At 51.6% G+C, this 17,567-nt stretch carries 16 protein-coding genes and 1 pseudogene; 8 read left to right on the plus strand and 9 right to left on the minus strand.

Annotation, left to right across the window (positions count from 1 at the left end):
- Nucleotides 1–12 precede the first annotated feature (12 nt).
- Nucleotides 13–795: a MetQ/NlpA family ABC transporter substrate-binding protein gene (locus ACYJL1_RS07720; RefSeq protein ID WP_460897789.1), complete on the plus strand. Its 783-nt coding sequence runs from the start codon at nucleotides 13–15 to the stop codon at nucleotides 793–795.
- Between the two features lie 158 nt (nucleotides 796–953).
- Here ACYJL1_RS07720 and ACYJL1_RS07725 read toward each other — a convergent pair whose 3' ends face one another.
- The 9 genes from ACYJL1_RS07725 to ACYJL1_RS07765 all read right to left on the minus strand — a co-directional run bounded on the left by ACYJL1_RS07725 (nucleotide 954) and on the right by ACYJL1_RS07765 (nucleotide 9,807).
- A complete protein-coding gene (locus ACYJL1_RS07725; RefSeq protein WP_460897790.1) occupies nucleotides 954–2,024 on the minus strand; it encodes a sn-glycerol-3-phosphate import ATP-binding protein UgpC in 1,071 nt (356 codons plus the stop codon).
- 1 nt (nucleotide 2,025) lies between these two features.
- A complete protein-coding gene (gene ugpE, locus ACYJL1_RS07730; RefSeq protein WP_460897791.1) occupies nucleotides 2,026–2,874 on the minus strand; it encodes a sn-glycerol-3-phosphate ABC transporter permease UgpE in 849 nt (282 codons plus the stop codon).
- A 13-nt stretch (nucleotides 2,875–2,887) separates the two neighbouring features.
- On the minus strand, nucleotides 2,888–3,778 hold the full coding sequence (ugpA, locus tag ACYJL1_RS07735; protein WP_460897792.1) for a sn-glycerol-3-phosphate ABC transporter permease UgpA: 891 nt from the start codon (nucleotides 3,776–3,778) through the stop codon (nucleotides 2,888–2,890).
- 66 nt (nucleotides 3,779–3,844) lie between these two features.
- Nucleotides 3,845–5,155 (minus strand): sn-glycerol-3-phosphate ABC transporter substrate-binding protein UgpB, encoded by a 1,311-nt coding sequence (gene ugpB, locus ACYJL1_RS07740; RefSeq protein WP_460897793.1) that lies wholly within the window; start codon nucleotides 5,153–5,155, stop codon nucleotides 3,845–3,847.
- A gap of 149 nt (nucleotides 5,156–5,304) precedes the next feature.
- A complete protein-coding gene (gene pncA, locus ACYJL1_RS07745; RefSeq protein ID WP_460897794.1) occupies nucleotides 5,305–5,904 on the minus strand; it encodes a bifunctional nicotinamidase/pyrazinamidase in 600 nt (199 codons plus the stop codon).
- Nucleotides 5,905–5,956: 52 nt separating this feature from the next.
- Nucleotides 5,957–7,117: an N-acetylglucosamine-6-phosphate deacetylase gene (nagA, locus tag ACYJL1_RS07750; RefSeq protein WP_460897795.1), complete on the minus strand. Its 1,161-nt coding sequence runs from the start codon at nucleotides 7,115–7,117 to the stop codon at nucleotides 5,957–5,959.
- Nucleotides 7,114–8,124 (minus strand): SIS domain-containing protein, encoded by a 1,011-nt coding sequence (locus tag ACYJL1_RS07755; RefSeq protein WP_460897968.1) that lies wholly within the window; start codon nucleotides 8,122–8,124, stop codon nucleotides 7,114–7,116. The genes nagA and ACYJL1_RS07755 overlap by 4 nt, the downstream gene beginning before the upstream one ends.
- 14 nt (nucleotides 8,125–8,138) lie before the next feature.
- Nucleotides 8,139–8,927: a GntR family transcriptional regulator gene (locus ACYJL1_RS07760; RefSeq protein ID WP_460897796.1), complete on the minus strand. Its 789-nt coding sequence runs from the start codon at nucleotides 8,925–8,927 to the stop codon at nucleotides 8,139–8,141.
- Nucleotides 8,920–9,807 (minus strand): glucosamine kinase nucleotide-binding domain-containing protein, encoded by an 888-nt coding sequence (locus tag ACYJL1_RS07765; protein ID WP_460897797.1) that lies wholly within the window; start codon nucleotides 9,805–9,807, stop codon nucleotides 8,920–8,922. Before ACYJL1_RS07765 ends, ACYJL1_RS07760 begins: the two co-directional genes overlap by 8 nt.
- Nucleotides 9,808–10,005: 198 nt before the next feature.
- Here ACYJL1_RS07765 and ACYJL1_RS07770 point away from each other — a divergent pair, with 198 nt between their 5' ends.
- The 7 genes and pseudogenes from ACYJL1_RS07770 to mgrA all read left to right on the plus strand — a co-directional run bounded on the left by ACYJL1_RS07770 (nucleotide 10,006) and on the right by mgrA (nucleotide 17,528).
- The gene (locus ACYJL1_RS07770) at nucleotides 10,006–10,914 is read left to right on the plus strand and encodes an N-acetylmuramic acid 6-phosphate etherase (RefSeq protein ID WP_460897798.1); all 909 of its coding nucleotides are present in this window, start codon (nucleotides 10,006–10,008) and stop codon (nucleotides 10,912–10,914) included.
- A 54-nt stretch (nucleotides 10,915–10,968) separates the two neighbouring features.
- Nucleotides 10,969–12,228, plus strand: a complete 1,260-nt coding sequence (locus tag ACYJL1_RS07775; protein ID WP_460897799.1) for an ABC transporter substrate-binding protein — start codon at nucleotides 10,969–10,971, stop codon at nucleotides 12,226–12,228.
- A gap of 145 nt (nucleotides 12,229–12,373) precedes the next feature.
- Complete coding sequence (locus ACYJL1_RS07780) at nucleotides 12,374–13,324, plus strand: carbohydrate ABC transporter permease (protein ID WP_460897800.1); 951 nt, start codon at nucleotides 12,374–12,376, stop codon at nucleotides 13,322–13,324.
- Between the two features lie 10 nt (nucleotides 13,325–13,334).
- Entirely contained in the window at nucleotides 13,335–14,174 is an 840-nt protein-coding gene (locus ACYJL1_RS07785) for a carbohydrate ABC transporter permease (protein WP_460897801.1), read from the plus strand.
- Nucleotides 14,171–15,232 carry a Gfo/Idh/MocA family protein gene (locus tag ACYJL1_RS07790; RefSeq protein ID WP_460897802.1) on the plus strand — a complete coding sequence of 354 codons (1,062 nt, stop codon included), beginning with the start codon at nucleotides 14,171–14,173 and terminating at the stop codon, nucleotides 15,230–15,232. The genes ACYJL1_RS07785 and ACYJL1_RS07790 overlap by 4 nt, the downstream gene beginning before the upstream one ends.
- A 27-nt stretch (nucleotides 15,233–15,259) precedes the next feature.
- Complete coding sequence (locus tag ACYJL1_RS07795) at nucleotides 15,260–16,261, plus strand: ABC transporter ATP-binding protein (protein ID WP_460897803.1); 1,002 nt, start codon at nucleotides 15,260–15,262, stop codon at nucleotides 16,259–16,261.
- 242 nt (nucleotides 16,262–16,503) lie between these two features.
- Nucleotides 16,504–17,528: pseudogene (mgrA, locus tag ACYJL1_RS07800) on the plus strand (L-glyceraldehyde 3-phosphate reductase).
- Nucleotides 17,529–17,567: the final 39 nt, after the last annotated feature.

Raw genomic sequence — 17,567 nt, forward strand, 5'->3', positions numbered from 1 at the left:
CAGGAGTACAAAATGCTGAAGAAGATACTTGGCGTTGCCGTTCTGGTAGCAAGCCTTAGCGCGACTGTGGCCTTTGCCGAAACAATCAAAATCGGCGTGACGCCGGGTGAGCACGCGCAGATCTTGGAAAAGGTTGCGGAAGTTGCCAAGCCAAAGGGGCTTGATATCGAAATACTTGAGTTCTCAGATTATGTCGTACCAAATCAGGCGTTGAATGATGGCGAACTGGATGCCAACTCGTTTCAGCACAAGCCATATCTCGACAACCAGATTGCAGATCGCAAATTCGATCTCGTCGATGTTGCCTATACCGTCAACTTTCCCATGGGCATCTATTCCAAAAAAGTGAAGAGTTTCGACGAGTTGGCGGACGGGGCTACGATTGCGATTCCGAATGATCCGACAAATGGCGGACGCGCCTTGCTTATTCTGGCTGACAAGGGTGCAATCAAGCTGAAAGACGGTGTTGGCTTGAAAGTTACCCCGGCCGACGTGACAGAGAACTCAAAGAATTTCAAATTTGTCGAGCTTGATGCAGCCCAATTGCCGCGTTCGATCGACGATGTTGATGCCGCCGCAATCAATACCAATTACGCGCTCGAAGCTGGCCTTAATCCGATGACGGATACGATCCTGAAGGAAGGTGAAAAGGCACCCTATATCAATCTTATTGCAGTTCGCACCGCCGATAAAGATAAGCCTTGGGTGAAAACATTGGTTGAGTCCTACCATTCAGAGCCGGTAAAGCAGTTTATCCTGGACAAGTATAAGGGCGCTGCCGTTCCAAGCTGGTAATCGATATTATCAGCCGAAATGAAAAAACTCCCCCAGCGATTGGGGGAGTTTTTGCATTTAGATCGCCGTACGTCCTCACGGACGCAAGATGGCGATCTATCCTTTTGTTTTAGCATCGGATTACCCGAAAACCGGGTTCCACTTTTCGATCCGATGCCCTAGATACGCTTTCCTGCCTCGTTGAAGAGGTGCAGCTTTTCCTTGGGAATAATCACGCGCAGATGATCGTCAGTCTGTGAAGTCGAGCGTCCGGAGACGCGCACGACGACACGCTCCCCGCCAATAATACCATAGACATAGCTCTCGGCACCAACAGGTTCGACACCGAGCACTTTCAGATCAAGCGCCAACCCACCTATATGGGTGTCTGTCCCGGCGGATACTTCCAAATCCTCAGGACGAAAGCCGATAACGGCGCCGGATGCGGGAACTACCAGACCCTGCGCGCCAATACGCGTGCCGTCCTTGAGGATGAGTCCTGATCCGTCAGCCGTAACGGGAACGAGGTTCATGGGAGGTGCGCCAATGAAACTTGCAACGAAGGTGCTTGCGGGTTTCTCATATATATCCAGCGGCGCGCCAATCTGCTCCACGACACCGCCATTCATGACAACAAGTATATCTGCAAGGGTCATTGCTTCGAGTTGATCGTGCGTAACGTAAACGCTGGTGACGCCTAGCTGACGTTGCAGGTTTTTGATTTCCACCCGCATCTGGCCGCGCAGTTTTGCATCCAGATTGGAAAGCGGCTCGTCAAAGAGGAACACTTTCGGGCTGCGTACGATGGCGCGCCCCATTGCAACACGCTGGCGCTGACCACCTGAAAGCTCTTTTGGTCGCCGCTCCAGAAGTTGAGTCAATTCAAGGATTTGCGCGGCCTCTCTCACACGCTTGTCGATCTCGTCTTTAGGCATGCCACGGTTACGCAATCCATAGGCCATATTATCGTAGACCTTCATATGTGGATAAAGCGCGTAGTTCTGGAAAACCATGGCAATGTCCCTTTCGGCAGGACCCAGGTTATTCACGACTGTACTATCGATCTTGACAGTGCCGTCCGTAATGGATTCCAAGCCAGCGATCATTCGAAGGAGGGTGGATTTCCCGCAACCGGAAGGGCCGACCAGCACGCAAAGTGCTCCATCATTGATGGAAATATTGACGCCCTTTACCGCTTCAACAGAGCTTCCATAGACCTTGCGGACATCGGTTAGTTCTACACTTGCCATATTATTTCTCCGTTTCAACCAGTCCGCGCACAAACCAGCGTTGCATTAGAACAACGACCAGAATTGGTGGCACGATGGCAAGAATGCAGGTGACCATCACCAGATGCCATTGCGTGGTGGCGTCGGTGAAGTCGATCATTTTGCGCAAACCAATGACGATCGTTGCCATGTCGTTGCGATTGGTCATAAGCAATGGCCAGAGGTACTGGGTCCAGCCATAGATAAAGAGGATGACGAAAAGGGCAGCGATGTTGGTCTTCGATAATGGCAGGAGAATATCCTTGAAGAATCGCCACGGACCGGCCCCATCAACGCGGGCTGCCTCAACCAATTCACCCGGAATTGTCATGAAGAATTGTCTGAATAATAGCGTTGCTGTAGCCGACGCCATCAACGGAAGAATAAGGCCCGTATAGGTATCGATCAGACCAAGGTCGACCATGATTTTGTAGGTAGGCAGAATGCGAACTTCGACCGGCAACATTAACGTTATGAAGATGAACCAGAAAAAGAACATGCGGCCCGGAAAGCGAAAGAAGACAATCGCATATGCAGACAGAATCGAGATGATGATTTTGCCGATGGCAATGCCGAGCGCCATGACCAGTGTGTTGAGCAAAAGGCGATCAACACCAACGCCGCCGATCTTGCTGATGCCGCCAAACAGGGCAGTGGAATAATTCTCCCAGAAATGACCTCCGGGAAGCAGGGATAGCGGGGGACGAATAATGTCCTGCAATGTCTGCGTCGAAGCGACAAAGGTGTAGTAGATCGGGAAGGCAACGATCAAAATGCCACTTATCAGGATGATATGGGCAATGATGCGACTGATGGGGTTGTTTTGAATCATGATCCGGTTCCCCTCAGCCGTAATGGACTTTGCGCTCGACATAGCGGAATTGAACCGCAGTCATAGCTATGACAATCACCATCAGAATAACGGACTGTGCCGCTGAGTCTCCGAGGATCAAGTTGACGAAACCATCATTGTAAACCTTGTAAACCAAGGTTTCGGTTGCCTTGCCCGGGCCACCGCCTGTAACGGCGTGAATAATGCCGAACGTGTCGAAGAATGCGTAAACGGTATTCACGACCAGCAGGAAGAATGTCGTTGGTGCAAGCAGCGGAAAAATAATCGTCCAAAAGCGTTTGGTTTCTCCCGCACCATCAATAGCCGCAGCTTCGATCAGCGATTTGGGGATGGACTGTAGCCCAGCGACGAAGAACAGAAAATTGTAACTGATCTGTTTCCAGGAAGCAGCTGCCACGACAAGCACCATTGCCTGATCACTGTTGAGCAGCGGATCCCAATTATAGCCGGTCGAGCGAAGCAGATAGGCCAATGTACCCATTGAAGGGTTGAAGAGAAACAGCCAGAGCATGCCAGCAATCGCGGGAGCGACAGCATATGGCCAGATGAGGAGTGTGCGATAGACACCTTTGCCGCGGATGACCTTGTCGGCCATTACGGCAAGCAGCAGTGCGAAAGCCATGGCAATCAAAGCGGTGGCAATTGAGAATATTACGGTCACCTGAAGTGAGTTCAAGTAATTGGGATCGTTCAAAACGCGCTTGAAATTGGCTAATCCGACAAATTGTGTCGACAGTCCAAACGGGTCTTCCCTTAATACAGATTGCTGTATGGCCTGCGATGCGGGCCAGTAAAAGAAGATCGCAGTGATTGCCAGTTGAGGCGCTAATAGAAGATAGGGCAGCAGTTTATTCGGAAAGGTGACACGAGTGGAAGATGCCATTAACGCCTCGCTTAAACAAATCCCGCCCGTATGAGATTATACGGGCGGGTATTTTTGACGGCTTGATTACTGACCGATGGCCTGCTTGATTGCTGCATTGCCGCGCTCGACGATCTTATCGAGGGTCTCTTGGGCAGTTTGCTTGCCAGCAAGCATGTTTTCATACTCTTCGTTCTGGATATCGCGAACCTGAGGCAGGTTGACGAGGCGAACACCTTTGGAGTTTTCCGTCGGTGCCTTGCCCATCATCTGTTTGATTGGAATTTCGCGAGCAGGGTTCTTTTCATAGAAACCGGATTTCTTCGTGTCCTCATAGGCTGCCAGCGTAACCGGAAGATAGCCTGATACCTGATGGAGTTTCGACTGGATTTCAGTCTTGGAGAGGAAGTCAAAGAAAGCGGCTATGCCCTTATACTTCTCGTCGGTTTTTCCGGCAAATACCCAAAGGCTTGCACCGCCCGGTATAGTGTTTTGTGGCGCATTCTTTGCTTCCGGTTCATAGGGAAGCTGACCTGTGCCAAAATTCATGCCTGACTTTACGATATCGCCAAGTCCACCTGAGGATTCGTTCAAAATGCCGCATTCGCCCGACAGGAACAATTGCTTAGCCTCGGACGCACGACCGCCATAACGGAAAGTTCCATCTTTGGCGAGGTCGGCCAGCGCTTGAAAATGCTTGACAAAGATAGGTGCATTGATTTTTAGCTCGACATCCGTTCCGGCGATGCCGTTTTCGTTGCTGCCCCAGCTAAGGTCATTCCATGCCGCAAAGTTTTCAGTCTGAATCCATGTCATCCATGTGGAAGTAAAGCCACAATTGGCGGCGCCACTTGTTTTGATCTTCTTTGCTGCTTCCCAAACCTCGGGCCAAGTCTTCGGCGGTGTGTTTTCGTCCAGGCCAGCCTTCTTGAAGACATCTTTATTATAATAAAGGATGGGAGAAGAGCTGTTATATGGGAATGACAGCATGGTGCCGTCTGGCTTCGAATAATAGGCAACAATCCCTGGCAGATAGAGGCTCTTGTCGAATTTTGCCTCACCCATCGACAGGATGTCGGCAACCGGCTTGACCGCGCCTTCTGCACCCATCATGACGCCCGTGCCAGCATCAAAAACTTGAAGAATATCCGGAGCCTGTTTGGCGCGGAACGCTGCAATGCCAGCATTGAGTGCTTCCGGATATGTGCCCTTGAATACAGGTACGACCTTATATTCGCTCTGACCTTCGTTGAACTCTTTGGCCAAGGTCTCGACAACTTCATTATTGGCACCTGTCATGGCGTGCCACCAGCTAATTTCGGTAACAGCGAAAGATGCGGTCGATGAGGCCAGCAAAATGCCGAAGGCCACGGTGAATTTGGTGCCGTGATTAATCATTGTAGTCTCCCATGGTGAGGCGTCGTCTTTAGCGCGCTTGGGCTAAGTATCCTCATTATGTGACAGAGAAACAACAGTTTTTTGACTTTAGTCTAACAAGGCATGTGTAGTCCTGTGGAAAAATGCTCAGCTGTTCATTTTTTTAAGTCTCAAATGAGCGTTACACCTGCTTTGCGCATCTTGATTGTCATCGCTGCCAGCGAGCCACCAAGATCGATTGCGCGGCAGGCGTCCAGTAGGACCTCTGCGGTAAAACCCTGTGCGACGGCGTCAAGTGCCGAGTAGGCGACACAATAATCGGTGGCTAACCCGACAAGTGTCACATGAGTGATCCCACGTTCTCTCAGATAACCAGCAAGGCCGGTTGGCGTCGCATGGTCGTTTTCATAAAATGCCGAATAACTGTCGATGTGCGGGCGAAAACCTTTGCGGATAATCATCTGGGCCTTAGTCCACTCCAGATCAGGATGAAAATCGGCGCCGGTTGTGCCCTGCACGCAATGGTCCGGCCAAAGAGTCTGTTCGCCATAAGGCATAGCAATGGTTTCAAAGGGTGCTTTGTCAGGATGGCTTGAGGCAAAGCTCGAATGAGCAGATGTATGCCAGTCCTGCGTCAGGATGACTCTGTCAAAACGAAGTATCAGCTTATTGATGATTGGGACGATCTCCTTACCACCGGACACAGCTAAGGCACCGCCTTCGCAAAAATCGTTCTGAACATCGATAACGATTAATGCGTCCTTGGCCATGATGAAATCTCCTGCGGAATGAGGAGAGTCTATGGTCAATTACGCTCGGACGTCAACGCGCATAGTGGACGTCGCCACTAATCCAGACATGATCCACATCAAGATTTTCATTCAGATGGACAATGTTCGCCACATAACCCGACAAGAGGCGACCATGAATATGGTCAATACGAATGCTTTGGGCAGGATAAAGCGAGGCCATACGCAGTGCTTCATCGAGTGTAAGTCCCAATTGCTGATGCACAAAGCGAACGGCCGAAATCATATCAAGATCCGCACCGGCAAGAGTGCCGTCATCAAGAGTCAGGCGGCCACCAGCGCGTGTTATGGTCCTGCCATTCAAAGTAAATGATGTAATATCTGTGCCTATTGTAGACATCGCATCGGTCACCAGGAAAATCTTGCCAGGGCCTTGTTTGGCGCGGAGCGCAATCGACATGGAGGTTTTGTCAACGTGAAAGCCATCGGCAATCAGACCGGCTGACAATTCTCCTGATTGCAAAGTTGCGCCGACAACACCCGGGCTGCGATGGCCGAGTTGGCTCATTGCGTTAAAAAGATGTGTGACCATTGATGCGCCAGCATCGCGCGCAGCAAGAGCTGTTTCATATGATGCACCGCTGTGACCAAGGCTGACGATAACACCCGCGTTGACCATTGCCTTGATCTTTTCCGGTGGAACCGTTTCCGGGGCGACGGTGGTGAGAAGTACCGGTATCTCCTGAACGGCTTCGATAATTGTAATCAGATCCGCATCGTCCATAGGCCGGATCAGCTGAGGATCATGCGTACCCTTGTGGCTAACAGACAGATGGGGACCTTCAAGATGCAGTCCGATGAAGCCTGCCACTTTTTCCTGTGCCGCCGCCTTACTAGCGGCGATAGCCGCAGCCGTGATTTCAGGCGTATCGGTGATAAGCGTTGGGAGCAGCGCAGTGGTGCCAAAAGAAAAATGTGCGTCGCAGATGGTACGGATAGTGTCGATACTTGGTCCGTCATTGAGCAACACACCACCGCCACCGTTTACCTGAATATCGATGAACCCGGGCACGAGTTTTCCACCGTTCATCTCGACCCGGCGGACATACGCAGCCAGAGCACTTGCATCTTCGATACCTTTGATTACGCCGTGCTCCACGACCAACGCGGAGTTTTGGTGCCAATTCTCGCCATCAAAAATGGCGGCGCCGGTAATCGCGTAGACGGTACTCATATGGTCTCCGTCACTTTTCGCAAGTGAGGTGGTTCATCCGGATTAAATCCACGGCTGCGCGCAAACCCTTCTACAAATGCGTAAAATGAAACGAGTAGTGCGAGTGGATCGGTGAGTGGGTGCGATGTGGCAACGAAAGGCAGGGCTGTAGCCTTGGAGGTTCTGTTTGATGTCAGGAAAACCGCTGCACCCTGGTCGGCAAGGCGGTCAGCAGCATCGATGAGCGATGCTTCGGCTGCATCCCTTGCAGCAAGCACCAAAATAGGGAAGCCCTTGCCGACGATCGCCTTTGGCCCATGCATTACTTCTGCTGCGCTGTATGATTCCGCATGGATGCCACTGGTTTCTTTGAATTTCAGGGCAATCTCATTGGAAATAGCGAGCGAAGGTCCGCGTCCAAGAATAAAAAGCGAATTCTCATTTTCCAGTGCCGCGGCAAATGGTGACCAGTCGCATGTCACGGCCTTTGCCATAGCTGCAGGGAGATCATCTATGGCAGCAAGCAGCTTTTGATCATTGGTCCAGTGCCCGATCAAGGCAAGACCCGCTACCGCTGAACTCACAAAGGATTTTGTCGCTGCAACGCTACGCTCCGGGCCAGCAAGAATGTCAATGGGGAGATCACTTGCGTAAGCAAGATCGGAGTCGATGGCATTTGTTATCGCAATCGTCAGTGCGCCGCTTTCGCGCGCTGCCTTTGTCATGCTGACAATATCGGGGCTTTTGCCGGATTGTGAGATGGATAAGGTGGCCGCACTACCAAGCTTCAAGGTTACGCCGTAAATGGAAGAGACCGATGGACCAAGTGATGCAACAGGAATACCCGCCGTTAACTCGCTGGAGTATTTGAGGAAAGCCGTGACATGATCCGATGAGCCTCGTGCAATGGATGCAAGAAATGGCGGGTTCTTTTCGCGTAGCTTTGCACCGGCAGCGGCAAGAGTAACACGAGAGCTATCCAGAAAACGCATAGTCACGTCAGGAATCGAGAGAATTTCTTCCCGCATCAATGTTGTCTTGCTCAAAGTACTGCTCCTGATATTTCCGAACTGTCGCCGAGTTTCAACTCTGCGACAAATTCATAGGCATCTGCGCGATAAATGGACCGGGTGAACTCAATCACTTTTCCGGAATCGAGGTAGGAGATTCGTTCAATGTTCAAACTGGCTGATCCGGTAGGAACCTGAAGCAATTTTGCGTCATTCTCTTTCAGAATTGCTGCTGAGATGCGCTGTATCGCGCGAACGGGGCGATTGCCGTTGGCAGCCAACACCGCATAAAGCGATAGAGTGACCAGTTCTGGACTGGGCAGAACATGCACTGACAAAGCCGCTCGTTCGATGGCCATAGGGGTATCATTGGCAACACGCAGACGGCTGATCCGTGAAACCCTTTCGCCTGACGTTAAACCTAGCGTCACCATTTCCTCAGGAGATGGCGCATAAATACCACGATCAAGCCAGGTCGATCGAACAATCATGCCGCGACGAGCCATATCTTCCGTAAACGAGGTTAGATGTGTCAATGATTGCTCGACCCGGGCAGAGCGAGGCGCGACGAATGTGCCAGAGCCGTGACGCTGTATAAGCAAGCCATCATTGACGAGACCCTGCACTGCCTTGCGAACTGTTACGCGCGAAATATCGGCAATTGCGGCAAGTTCGCGTTCTGGCGGCAACGCGTCTCCGGGTTTGAGCAAGCCATCAAGTACGGCATTTTCAATTAGCCGCTGCAATTTTACATAAAGAGGACCGCCTGCAATCGATCCGTCATTGAGGGTTGGGAGAATATCGATCAGGCCGTCAGACATGAATGTGCTCCACCGGCTTTGAGGCGAAATTCAAAACTGCAAGCTGTACGGCGCCGGTCAAAGCGTCGTTCAGTGGTTTTTGCAGCTTTTCCTGGTAACGAGCTGACAGGCGCTTTTCATAAAGCGGACCAAGCCCGCCAAGAAGGGAAAGTCGTGTCTGACATGCTGACATGATAGCATCAAGTCCCTGCTCAATCTGATCAATAGCAGTTTGCAAGAGAGCAAGAGCAACCGCATCTTCTTTAGCGGCGTAATCGAATATCATCGGCACGAGCGCCCCGAAGTCACTCGGAGATGCAGAATGTGCAAATTGCACAATCTTATGCGGATTGTTTCCATAGCGCTGCATGACTGCTTGTGTGAGCGCGGAGGCAGGGTGGAAACGATCATAGGCCAATAGCGCTTCCTCAAGGAGATGTCGGCCCAAGCGTGCGCCGCCTCCCAGATCACCGACCTTGAATCCCCATCCACCGGCGAACCGCACGTCATCTCCCGTGCGTGTAATGAAGACCGACCCAGTTCCCAGAATAACAACAGTGCCGTCATTATTGCCGATTGCGCCTTGAAGCGCGATCAGGCCATCGGAGAGCACCATTGCGTTCTTGAATGGGAGCGAGGCTTTGAGGCTTGCAGCATTGTCTCCAACATTTGCCCCGGCTAGCCCAAGAACTGCCGATGAGGAACTGATCAATGACTTGTCAATGCCAGCGCTGGCGAATGCCGCTTCGGTGGCATCAAGTATATTGTGCCGCGCCGCATTCATATCAGTCATTATATTGGCTGAGCCGCTCTTGCCCATACCAAGGATACGACCGTCCAGAGTGGCCAACGCCGCTCTGCAACCAGTGCCACCACCATCGATTCCCAAGAGATAAGTCACGACAAATTGCCCTCCACGAATAGAATACCAATAAAGTACCAATAGCCAAGCGTTAATTTACGCGTTTGGGAATTTTCCTATAATATGTTGTTATATATACGTAAAATTAGCTATGGGTAAATGACCGTAGGATTTCTTTAAGATTCACTGGACAAGTGGTATTTTTTTGGCATTAATTATAAAAACGAGGAGAGCAGAGTGGAACCTAGCCGCACCGAGCAACGCAACGACAGGGCGACCGGTCTTGACGAAAAGTCACCGGACGTTGTTTTACGCTTGTTGCTGGATGCGCAAATCGCTGCTGCACAAGCTGTCTCCAATGAATTGGGCTCGATCGGTGAGGCCGCACGGATCGCTGCTGAAACAATCGCTGGCGGCGGTAAGTTGGTTTATGCAGCCGCTGGAAGCTCAGGCCTTATGGCTTTGGCCGATGCGCTGGAAATTCCCGGCACATATGGCATCGCGCCTGAAAAGATTGTCATTCTGATCGCCGGTGGCATTGCCAGCCTTAATCGTCTTGCCGGAACCTATGAAGATGATGTCAGTCAAGCAGCGAAGGATATTGCAGATGCAGGCTTGGGCGAGGGCGATTGCCTGATAACCGTTTCGGCAAGCGGTACGACGCCTTACGCTCTGGCAGCAATCGATGAGGCCAAGAGACGCAGACTTAGAACCATTTCGATTGCCAATAATCGCGATGTGCCGATCTTTGACGGTGTTGATGTTGCCATTGCGCTAGAGACTCCGGCGGAAATGGTCGCTGGCTCCACGCGCATGGGGGCTGGAACGGCCCAAAAAATCGCGCTCAATCTATTGTCTACTTTGATGGCGATCCATCTTGGACACGTACATGACGGCTACATGGTCAATCTGGTCGCGGATAATATCAAATTGCGCGAGCGAGCTGCCCGCATCGTCTCGGCAATAAGCGCATGCAATCTGAACGACGCTGCGAAATTTCTGGATGCAAGCGGCGGGTCCGTGAAATTGGCAATATTGCTGGCTACCGGCGCACATTCAAATACAGCAACAAGAATTCTCGAAAGCAATCAACAGAGGCTTCGCCCGTCGCTTTCGGAACTCAAAGAGAGCCTTGGTTCCCGTTAGGGTCTTGGGTTCTCATTAACGGCACTGCTCATGAGGGTGCAACAGGAGACTAAAATGGGAAGCAAGACATTGAAATCACTGCTAATGGCGACAAGCATCCTGGCGACAGCCGGTTTTGCCCATGCCGCCGACACCGAGCTTACGATTGAAAGCTGGCGTACGGACGATCTTGCTATCTGGCAGGAAAAGCTGATCCCGGCCTTTGAAGCAAAGAATCCCGGTATCAAGGTGAAATTCGCGCCAACACCACCCACCGAATATGATGCGGCTCTTGGCGCGCGTTTCGATGCAGGCAGTGCTGGCGATATCATTACATGCCGCCCCTTCGATAAATCATTGGAACAGTTCAAGCGTGGCAACCTTGCCAGCCTCACCGATCTGCCCGGCATGAAGAATTTCTCTGATGTAGCTAAGGCTGCTTGGACGACAGACGATGGCAAGGACGCCTTCTGCGTGCCGATGGCTTCGGTTATTCATGGCTTCATTTACAACAAAGAGGCATTTGACAAACTCGGCATCGCTGTTCCAACGACTGAAGACGAATTCTTTGCAGCTCTCGACAAGATCAAGGCTGATGGCACCTATATTCCAATGGCGATGGGCACCAAAGACCTGTGGGAAGCCGCAACCATGGGCTACCAGAATATCGGTCCGACATATTGGAAGGGTGAAGAAGGTCGCGCCAAGCTGATCAAGGGCGAGGAAAAGCTCACAGACGACCCTTGGGTCGAGCCTTTCAGGGTTTTGCTGAAGTGGAAGGACTATCTAGGCGATGGCTTTGAAGCCCAGACTTATCCCGACAGCCAAAATCTGTTCACATTGGGTCGTGCTGCCATTTACCCAGCTGGCTCATGGGAAATTGGCCTGTTCAACACCCAAGCCCAGTTCAAAATGGGCGCATTCCCACCACCGGTGAAAAATGCCGGTGATGCATGCTACATCTCAGATCACAATGACATTGGTGCAGGCCTGAATGCCAAGAGCAAGCATCCGGAAGAAGCCAAAAAGTTTCTTGATTGGGTCGCTTCGCCTGAATTTGCCAATATCTACGCCAATGCGCTGCCGGGCTTCTTCAGCCTGAATTCGACGCCGGTAAAGATGCAGGATCCATTGGCGCAGGAGTTCGTTTCCTGGCGTGAAAAGTGCAAGCCAACAATTCGTTCGACTTATCAGATCCTGTCGCGGGGCACGCCTAATCTCGAAAACGAGACGTGGGTAGAATCCGCCAACGTTATCAATGGTACGGATACGCCTGAAGTTGCCGCCAAAAAGCTGCAGGACGGTCTCGATAGCTGGTACAAGCCGGCCAAATAAGCACTGATCATGAACGGGGTGTCGTTTGATGCCCCGTTCATTTCTTTTATCCTGAGGCTCGATAACCGGGCGCAACGGATTCAGATCGGCAGTCGCACGCCGTTTTATGATGCGGCCAAAACCACAAGCAGGGGTTCTCTTATCCATGAGCACAGTCGAGCATGTATCGGCCGACCGCGGCAACGACAAGCGTCACTGGCGCTGGCACATATTGGTGTTTCTGGCACCGGCTTTGCTCGTCTACACGGCGGTGATGATCCTTCCGCTCATCGAAACACTGCGTCTTTCGCTGTTTAATGTTAAAGATGGCCAAAGCGTCTTTGTAGGCTTTGACAATTTTGCTGTGCTGTTTGGAGATCCGCGTTGGGCGGCAAGCTTCTGGAACGCACTGAAGAACAACTTCATCTTCTTTTTCATTCACATGGTCGTGCAAAATCCAATCGGGGTTGCATTGGCAGCGCTCCTGTCAGTGCCGAAATTGCGCTTTGGCGCCTTTTACCGCACCGCTCTGTTTCTGCCGACGCTGCTATCATTTGTCATTGTCGGGTTTATCTGGAAGCTCATCCTTTCGCCAATATGGGGCGTCTCGCCATTCCTTTTGGATCTAGTCGGCCTCAAATCGCTTTTCTCTCCCTGGCTTGGCAAGCCTGGCTCGGCGTTGATTGCGGTGTCGCTAATTTCTGTGTGGCAGTATGTCGGCATACCGATGATGCTGATCTACGCGGCCATGCTGAACATCCCAGATGAAGTTCTGGAAGCGGCAGAATGTGACGGTGTTACCGGATGGAGTCAGTTCTGGAAGATCAAGCTTCCGCTGATATTGCCGTCCATTGGCATCATCTCGATCCTCACTTTTGTGGGCAACTTCAACGCGTTCGATCTGGTTTATACCGTGCAAGGTGCGCTGGCCGGGCCGGATGGGGCGACGGATATTCTTGGAACGCTGCTTTATCGAACTTTCTTCGGCTTCCAGCTACAGATCGGTGACAAATCCATGGGCGCGACCATTGCGACGGTGATGTTCCTCATCATCCTCTCGGGCGTTTGTCTCTACCTGTTTGCCATTCAGCGGCGCATGCGCCGTTACCAGTTCTAGGATTACGTTCATGGCGAAAACAACAACATCCCCAGTTCGGACCGGCTTGGTACATCTTGCGCTGCTAAGCTATACGCTCATTGCTTTATTTCCTGTGTTCCTGACAGTCATTAATTCCTTCAAGGATCGCGCTTCTATTTTTCGCGATCCGCTGGGATTGCCGACGCCATCGGTATTCAGTTTTGTGGGTTATGAGACAGTACTGAAACAGGGCGATTTCACACTCTATTTCCAGAACAGTTTCATCGTTACCTCCGTATCGATTTTCTTCGTTCTTCTGTTTGGAGCAATGGCTGCATTTGCATTGTCGGAATATCGTTTTCGCGGCAATACGCTGATGGGTCTTTATCTTGCGCTTGGGATCATGATCCCGATTCGCCTCGGGACAGTTGCTATTCTGCAGGGGATGGTCGCAGCTGGTCTTGTCAACACACTTACCGCGCTGATCCTGGTTTATACCGCACAGGGCCTGCCGCTGGCAGTCTTTATTCTCACAGAATTCATGCGGACCGTTTCTGATGATTTGAAGAATGCCGGACGCATCGACGGTCTTTCCGAATATTCGATATTCTTCCGGCTTGTCCTGCCACTGATAAGGCCGGCCATGGCAACCGTTGCCGTCTTTACGATGATACCGATCTGGAACGATCTCTGGTTTCCGCTCATCCTTGCGCCAAGCGACGCGACCAAGACGATAACGCTGGGTAGCCAAGTCTTTATCGGTCAGTTCGTGACGAACTGGAATGCCGTTCTCGCTGCACTGACATTGGCGATTGTGCCGGTGCTTGTCCTTTATCTTATCTTCTCGCGGCAGTTGATCCGCGGCATCACTGCAGGAGCCGTGAAATGAGCGAACAAAAGCCGATCCGCGTTCTGGTTGCCGGGCTTGGCAATATGGGCCGCAGTCATGCGCTCGCCTATCACAATAATCCGGGTTTTGAGATTGTCGGCTTGGTTAACAGGTCAGTGGTTGACCTGCAGCCGGAGCTTGCGGGATACACGATACATCCGTCATTTGAGGCAGCTTTGGCGGAGCTGAAGCCGGAACTGGTTTCGATCAATACCTATTCCGACAGCCATGCGGATTATGCGGTTGCGGCAATGGAAGCGGGGGCGGATGTCTTCGTTGAAAAGCCACTTGCCACGACTGTCGCTGATGCGGAGCGTGTGGTTGCAGCCGCCCAAAAATATGGCCGCAAACTGGTTATCGGCTATATATTGCGGCATCATCCGTCATGGATTCGGTTGATCGACGAAGCGCGCAAACTTGGCGGTCCGTATGTTTTCCGGATGAATCTGAATCAGCAATCCAGTGGTGCAACCTGGAACACGCATAAGGCGCTTATGCAGACGACATCGCCGATTGTTGATTGCGGTGTGCATTACCTCGATGTGATGTTGCAGATTACTGACGCTAAGCCCGTACAGGTAAGAGGTATGGGCGTACGGCTATCAGATGAGATTGCGCCTGAAATGTATAATTATGGTCATCTGCAAGTTCTGTTCGATGATAAGACTGTGGGTTGGTATGAAGCGGGCTGGGGTCCGATGATCTCCGAAACCGCCTTCTTCGTAAAGGATGTCATATCTCCCAATGGCTGCGTGTCTATTGTCATGGATCAGAATGCGAAATCGGACGACATCGACTCGCATACCAAGACGTCAACAATAAAGTTGCATTCGGCAGCGATGGGCGCCGATGGGCGTTTTACCAAACAAGACGAGTTGTTGAATATGGCGGGGGAACCCGGTCATCAGGAACTTTGCGATCTTGAGCAGGCCTATGTTCTCAAGGCTATCCGGGAAAACATTGATCTCACGCGCCACATGCAGGACGCTGTGCGCTCTTTGAGCGTGTGTCTTGCAGCCGACGAAAGTGTTCGCACCGGCCAGCCAGTAAACCTGTAAATTTATCCAAGAAACGGGAACAAGACATTGGGTTCTTTGAAGATCGAAAATATCGTTAAGTCCTTTGGCCATGTGGACGTACTGAAAGGTATCGACCTTGAAGTAGAGGATGGCGAGTTCGTCATTTTTGTCGGGCCATCAGGTTGTGGCAAGTCAACCCTGCTGCGCATTATCGCCGGTCTGGAAGATGCAACGTCTGGCGAAATTCATATTGATGGGAAGAAGGTCAACAATACGCCGCCGGCCAAACGCGGCATTGCGATGGTTTTCCAGACCTATGCGCTTTATCCGCATCTGTCGGTGCGTGACAATATGGGGCTTGGTTTGAAACAGGCGGGAAAACCGGCAGGCGAAATCAAGGAGCGTACCAAAGTCGCATCCGCCATGTTGTCGCTTGACGATTATCTGGAGCGGCGTCCTTCAGAGCTTTCCGGTGGTCAACGCCAGCGTGTTGCAATCGGGCGCGCCATCGTACGTGAGCCTAAGCTGTTTCTTTTTGACGAGCCATTGTCAAATCTTGATGCTGCGCTGCGTGTTAACACGCGGCTGGAGATTGCCCGTCTTCATCGTCAGCTCAAAGCGACAATGATTTATGTGACGCATGACCAGGTTGAGGCAATGACGCTCGCCGATAAGATCGTCGTTCTCAACAAGGGCAAGATCGAGCAGGTGGGGTCGCCTATGGAGCTTTATAATGCTCCACAAACTGTCTTCGTTGCTGGCTTCATCGGGTCACCGCAAATGAACCTGATTGATGCAACAAAGCTTGGTCATAGCGACGCGAAAACTATCGGCATTCGCCCAGAGCATATTCAGGTCAGCCCCACATCAGGTGAGTGGAAGGGATCTGTCATTCACGTCGAGCATTTGGGTGCCGATACGATCATCTATCTGCAAACCGATTTCGGACCGCTGACAGTCCGCCTGTTCGGAGAGCATCAATATGAAGTAGACTGCATTCTTTATGCAACGCCTGATGCCGGGCGCACCTATCGCTTTGACAGCGAAGGGCAGGTCATCAAATCGTGACGATTCATGTCATGACATCATAAACCGTTTGGGCCATAGTCACCGCCGCGTACAGAGTCGCCTTAGAGCATCGGACCGAAAAGTGGAATCCCGGTTTTTGGATAATCCGATGCTAAAAACAAAGGAATAGATCGCCTCTTGCGTCCGTGAGGGCGTCCGGCGATCGAGTGCGCGGCATATTTATTGACGAGAACAGGATCGATCTTATGGGCTATATCCCGGATTCCAAGCGCTACGACGCCATGAAGTATAATCGTTGTGGCCGCAGCGGCTTAAGGCTACCAGCGATTTCTCTCGGCCTTTGGCACAATTTCGGCGATGATACGCCTCATAATCTCAAACAGGCCATATGTCGGCAGGCATTTGACGTTGGCATAACCCATTTTGATCTTGCCAATAATTACGGCCCACCCCCCGGCTCTGCGGAGACCGCTTTTGGTGAAATTCTGCGTACAGATTTCAAAGCGCACCGTGATGAGCTGATCATATCCTCCAAGGCGGGATATGGAATGTGGCCCGGCCCCTATGGCGAGTGGGGCAGCCGTAAATATATCATTGCCAGTTGTGACCAGAGCTTGAAGCGGCTTGGTCTCGATTACGTCGATATTTTTTACTCCCATCGTTTCGACCCGGATACGCCTCTTGAAGAAACCATGATGGCGCTTGACCATATCGTGCGGTCTGGCCGCGCTCAATATGTCGGGCTTTCCTCCTATAATTCTCACCGTACACGTGAAGCTGCGGCCATTCTCGAAGAGCTTGGCACGCCTTGCCTTATTCACCAGCCAAGCTACTCCATGATTAATCGTTGGATCGAGGAAGATGGTTTGGTTGATACCTTGGAGGATCTGGGGATTGGCTCAATTGTATTCTCGCCTTTGGCCCAAGGGATGCTGACGGACAAATATCTTAAGGGTGTTCCGGAACAGAGCCGTGCTGCACAAGGGAAATCACTCAATCCTGACTTTCTTAGCGATCAGAATATTGCCAATATTCGCTCATTGAACGAGATAGCCTCCAGACGGGGACAGACATTGGTCAAATGGCTTTGGCTTGGGTGTTGAGGAATGGTCGCATTACGACGGCTTTGATCGGTGCCAGCAAGCCACAACAGGTCGTTGATTGTGTGAGAGCACTCGATAATCTTGAGTTCACCGATGCGGAACTCGCCGAGATCGATAGCTATGCGAATGACGCCAATGTCAATCTTTGGGCTGCATCTGCGGAACGCAAGGGGCCGGAGCGCAAACCGGTCAAACTGGACTGACATATCAGACGGAACATTGCTACGGCGGCAGATTGTGCC

It is taken from the genome of Phyllobacterium sp. K27 (genome assembly GCF_054796155.1).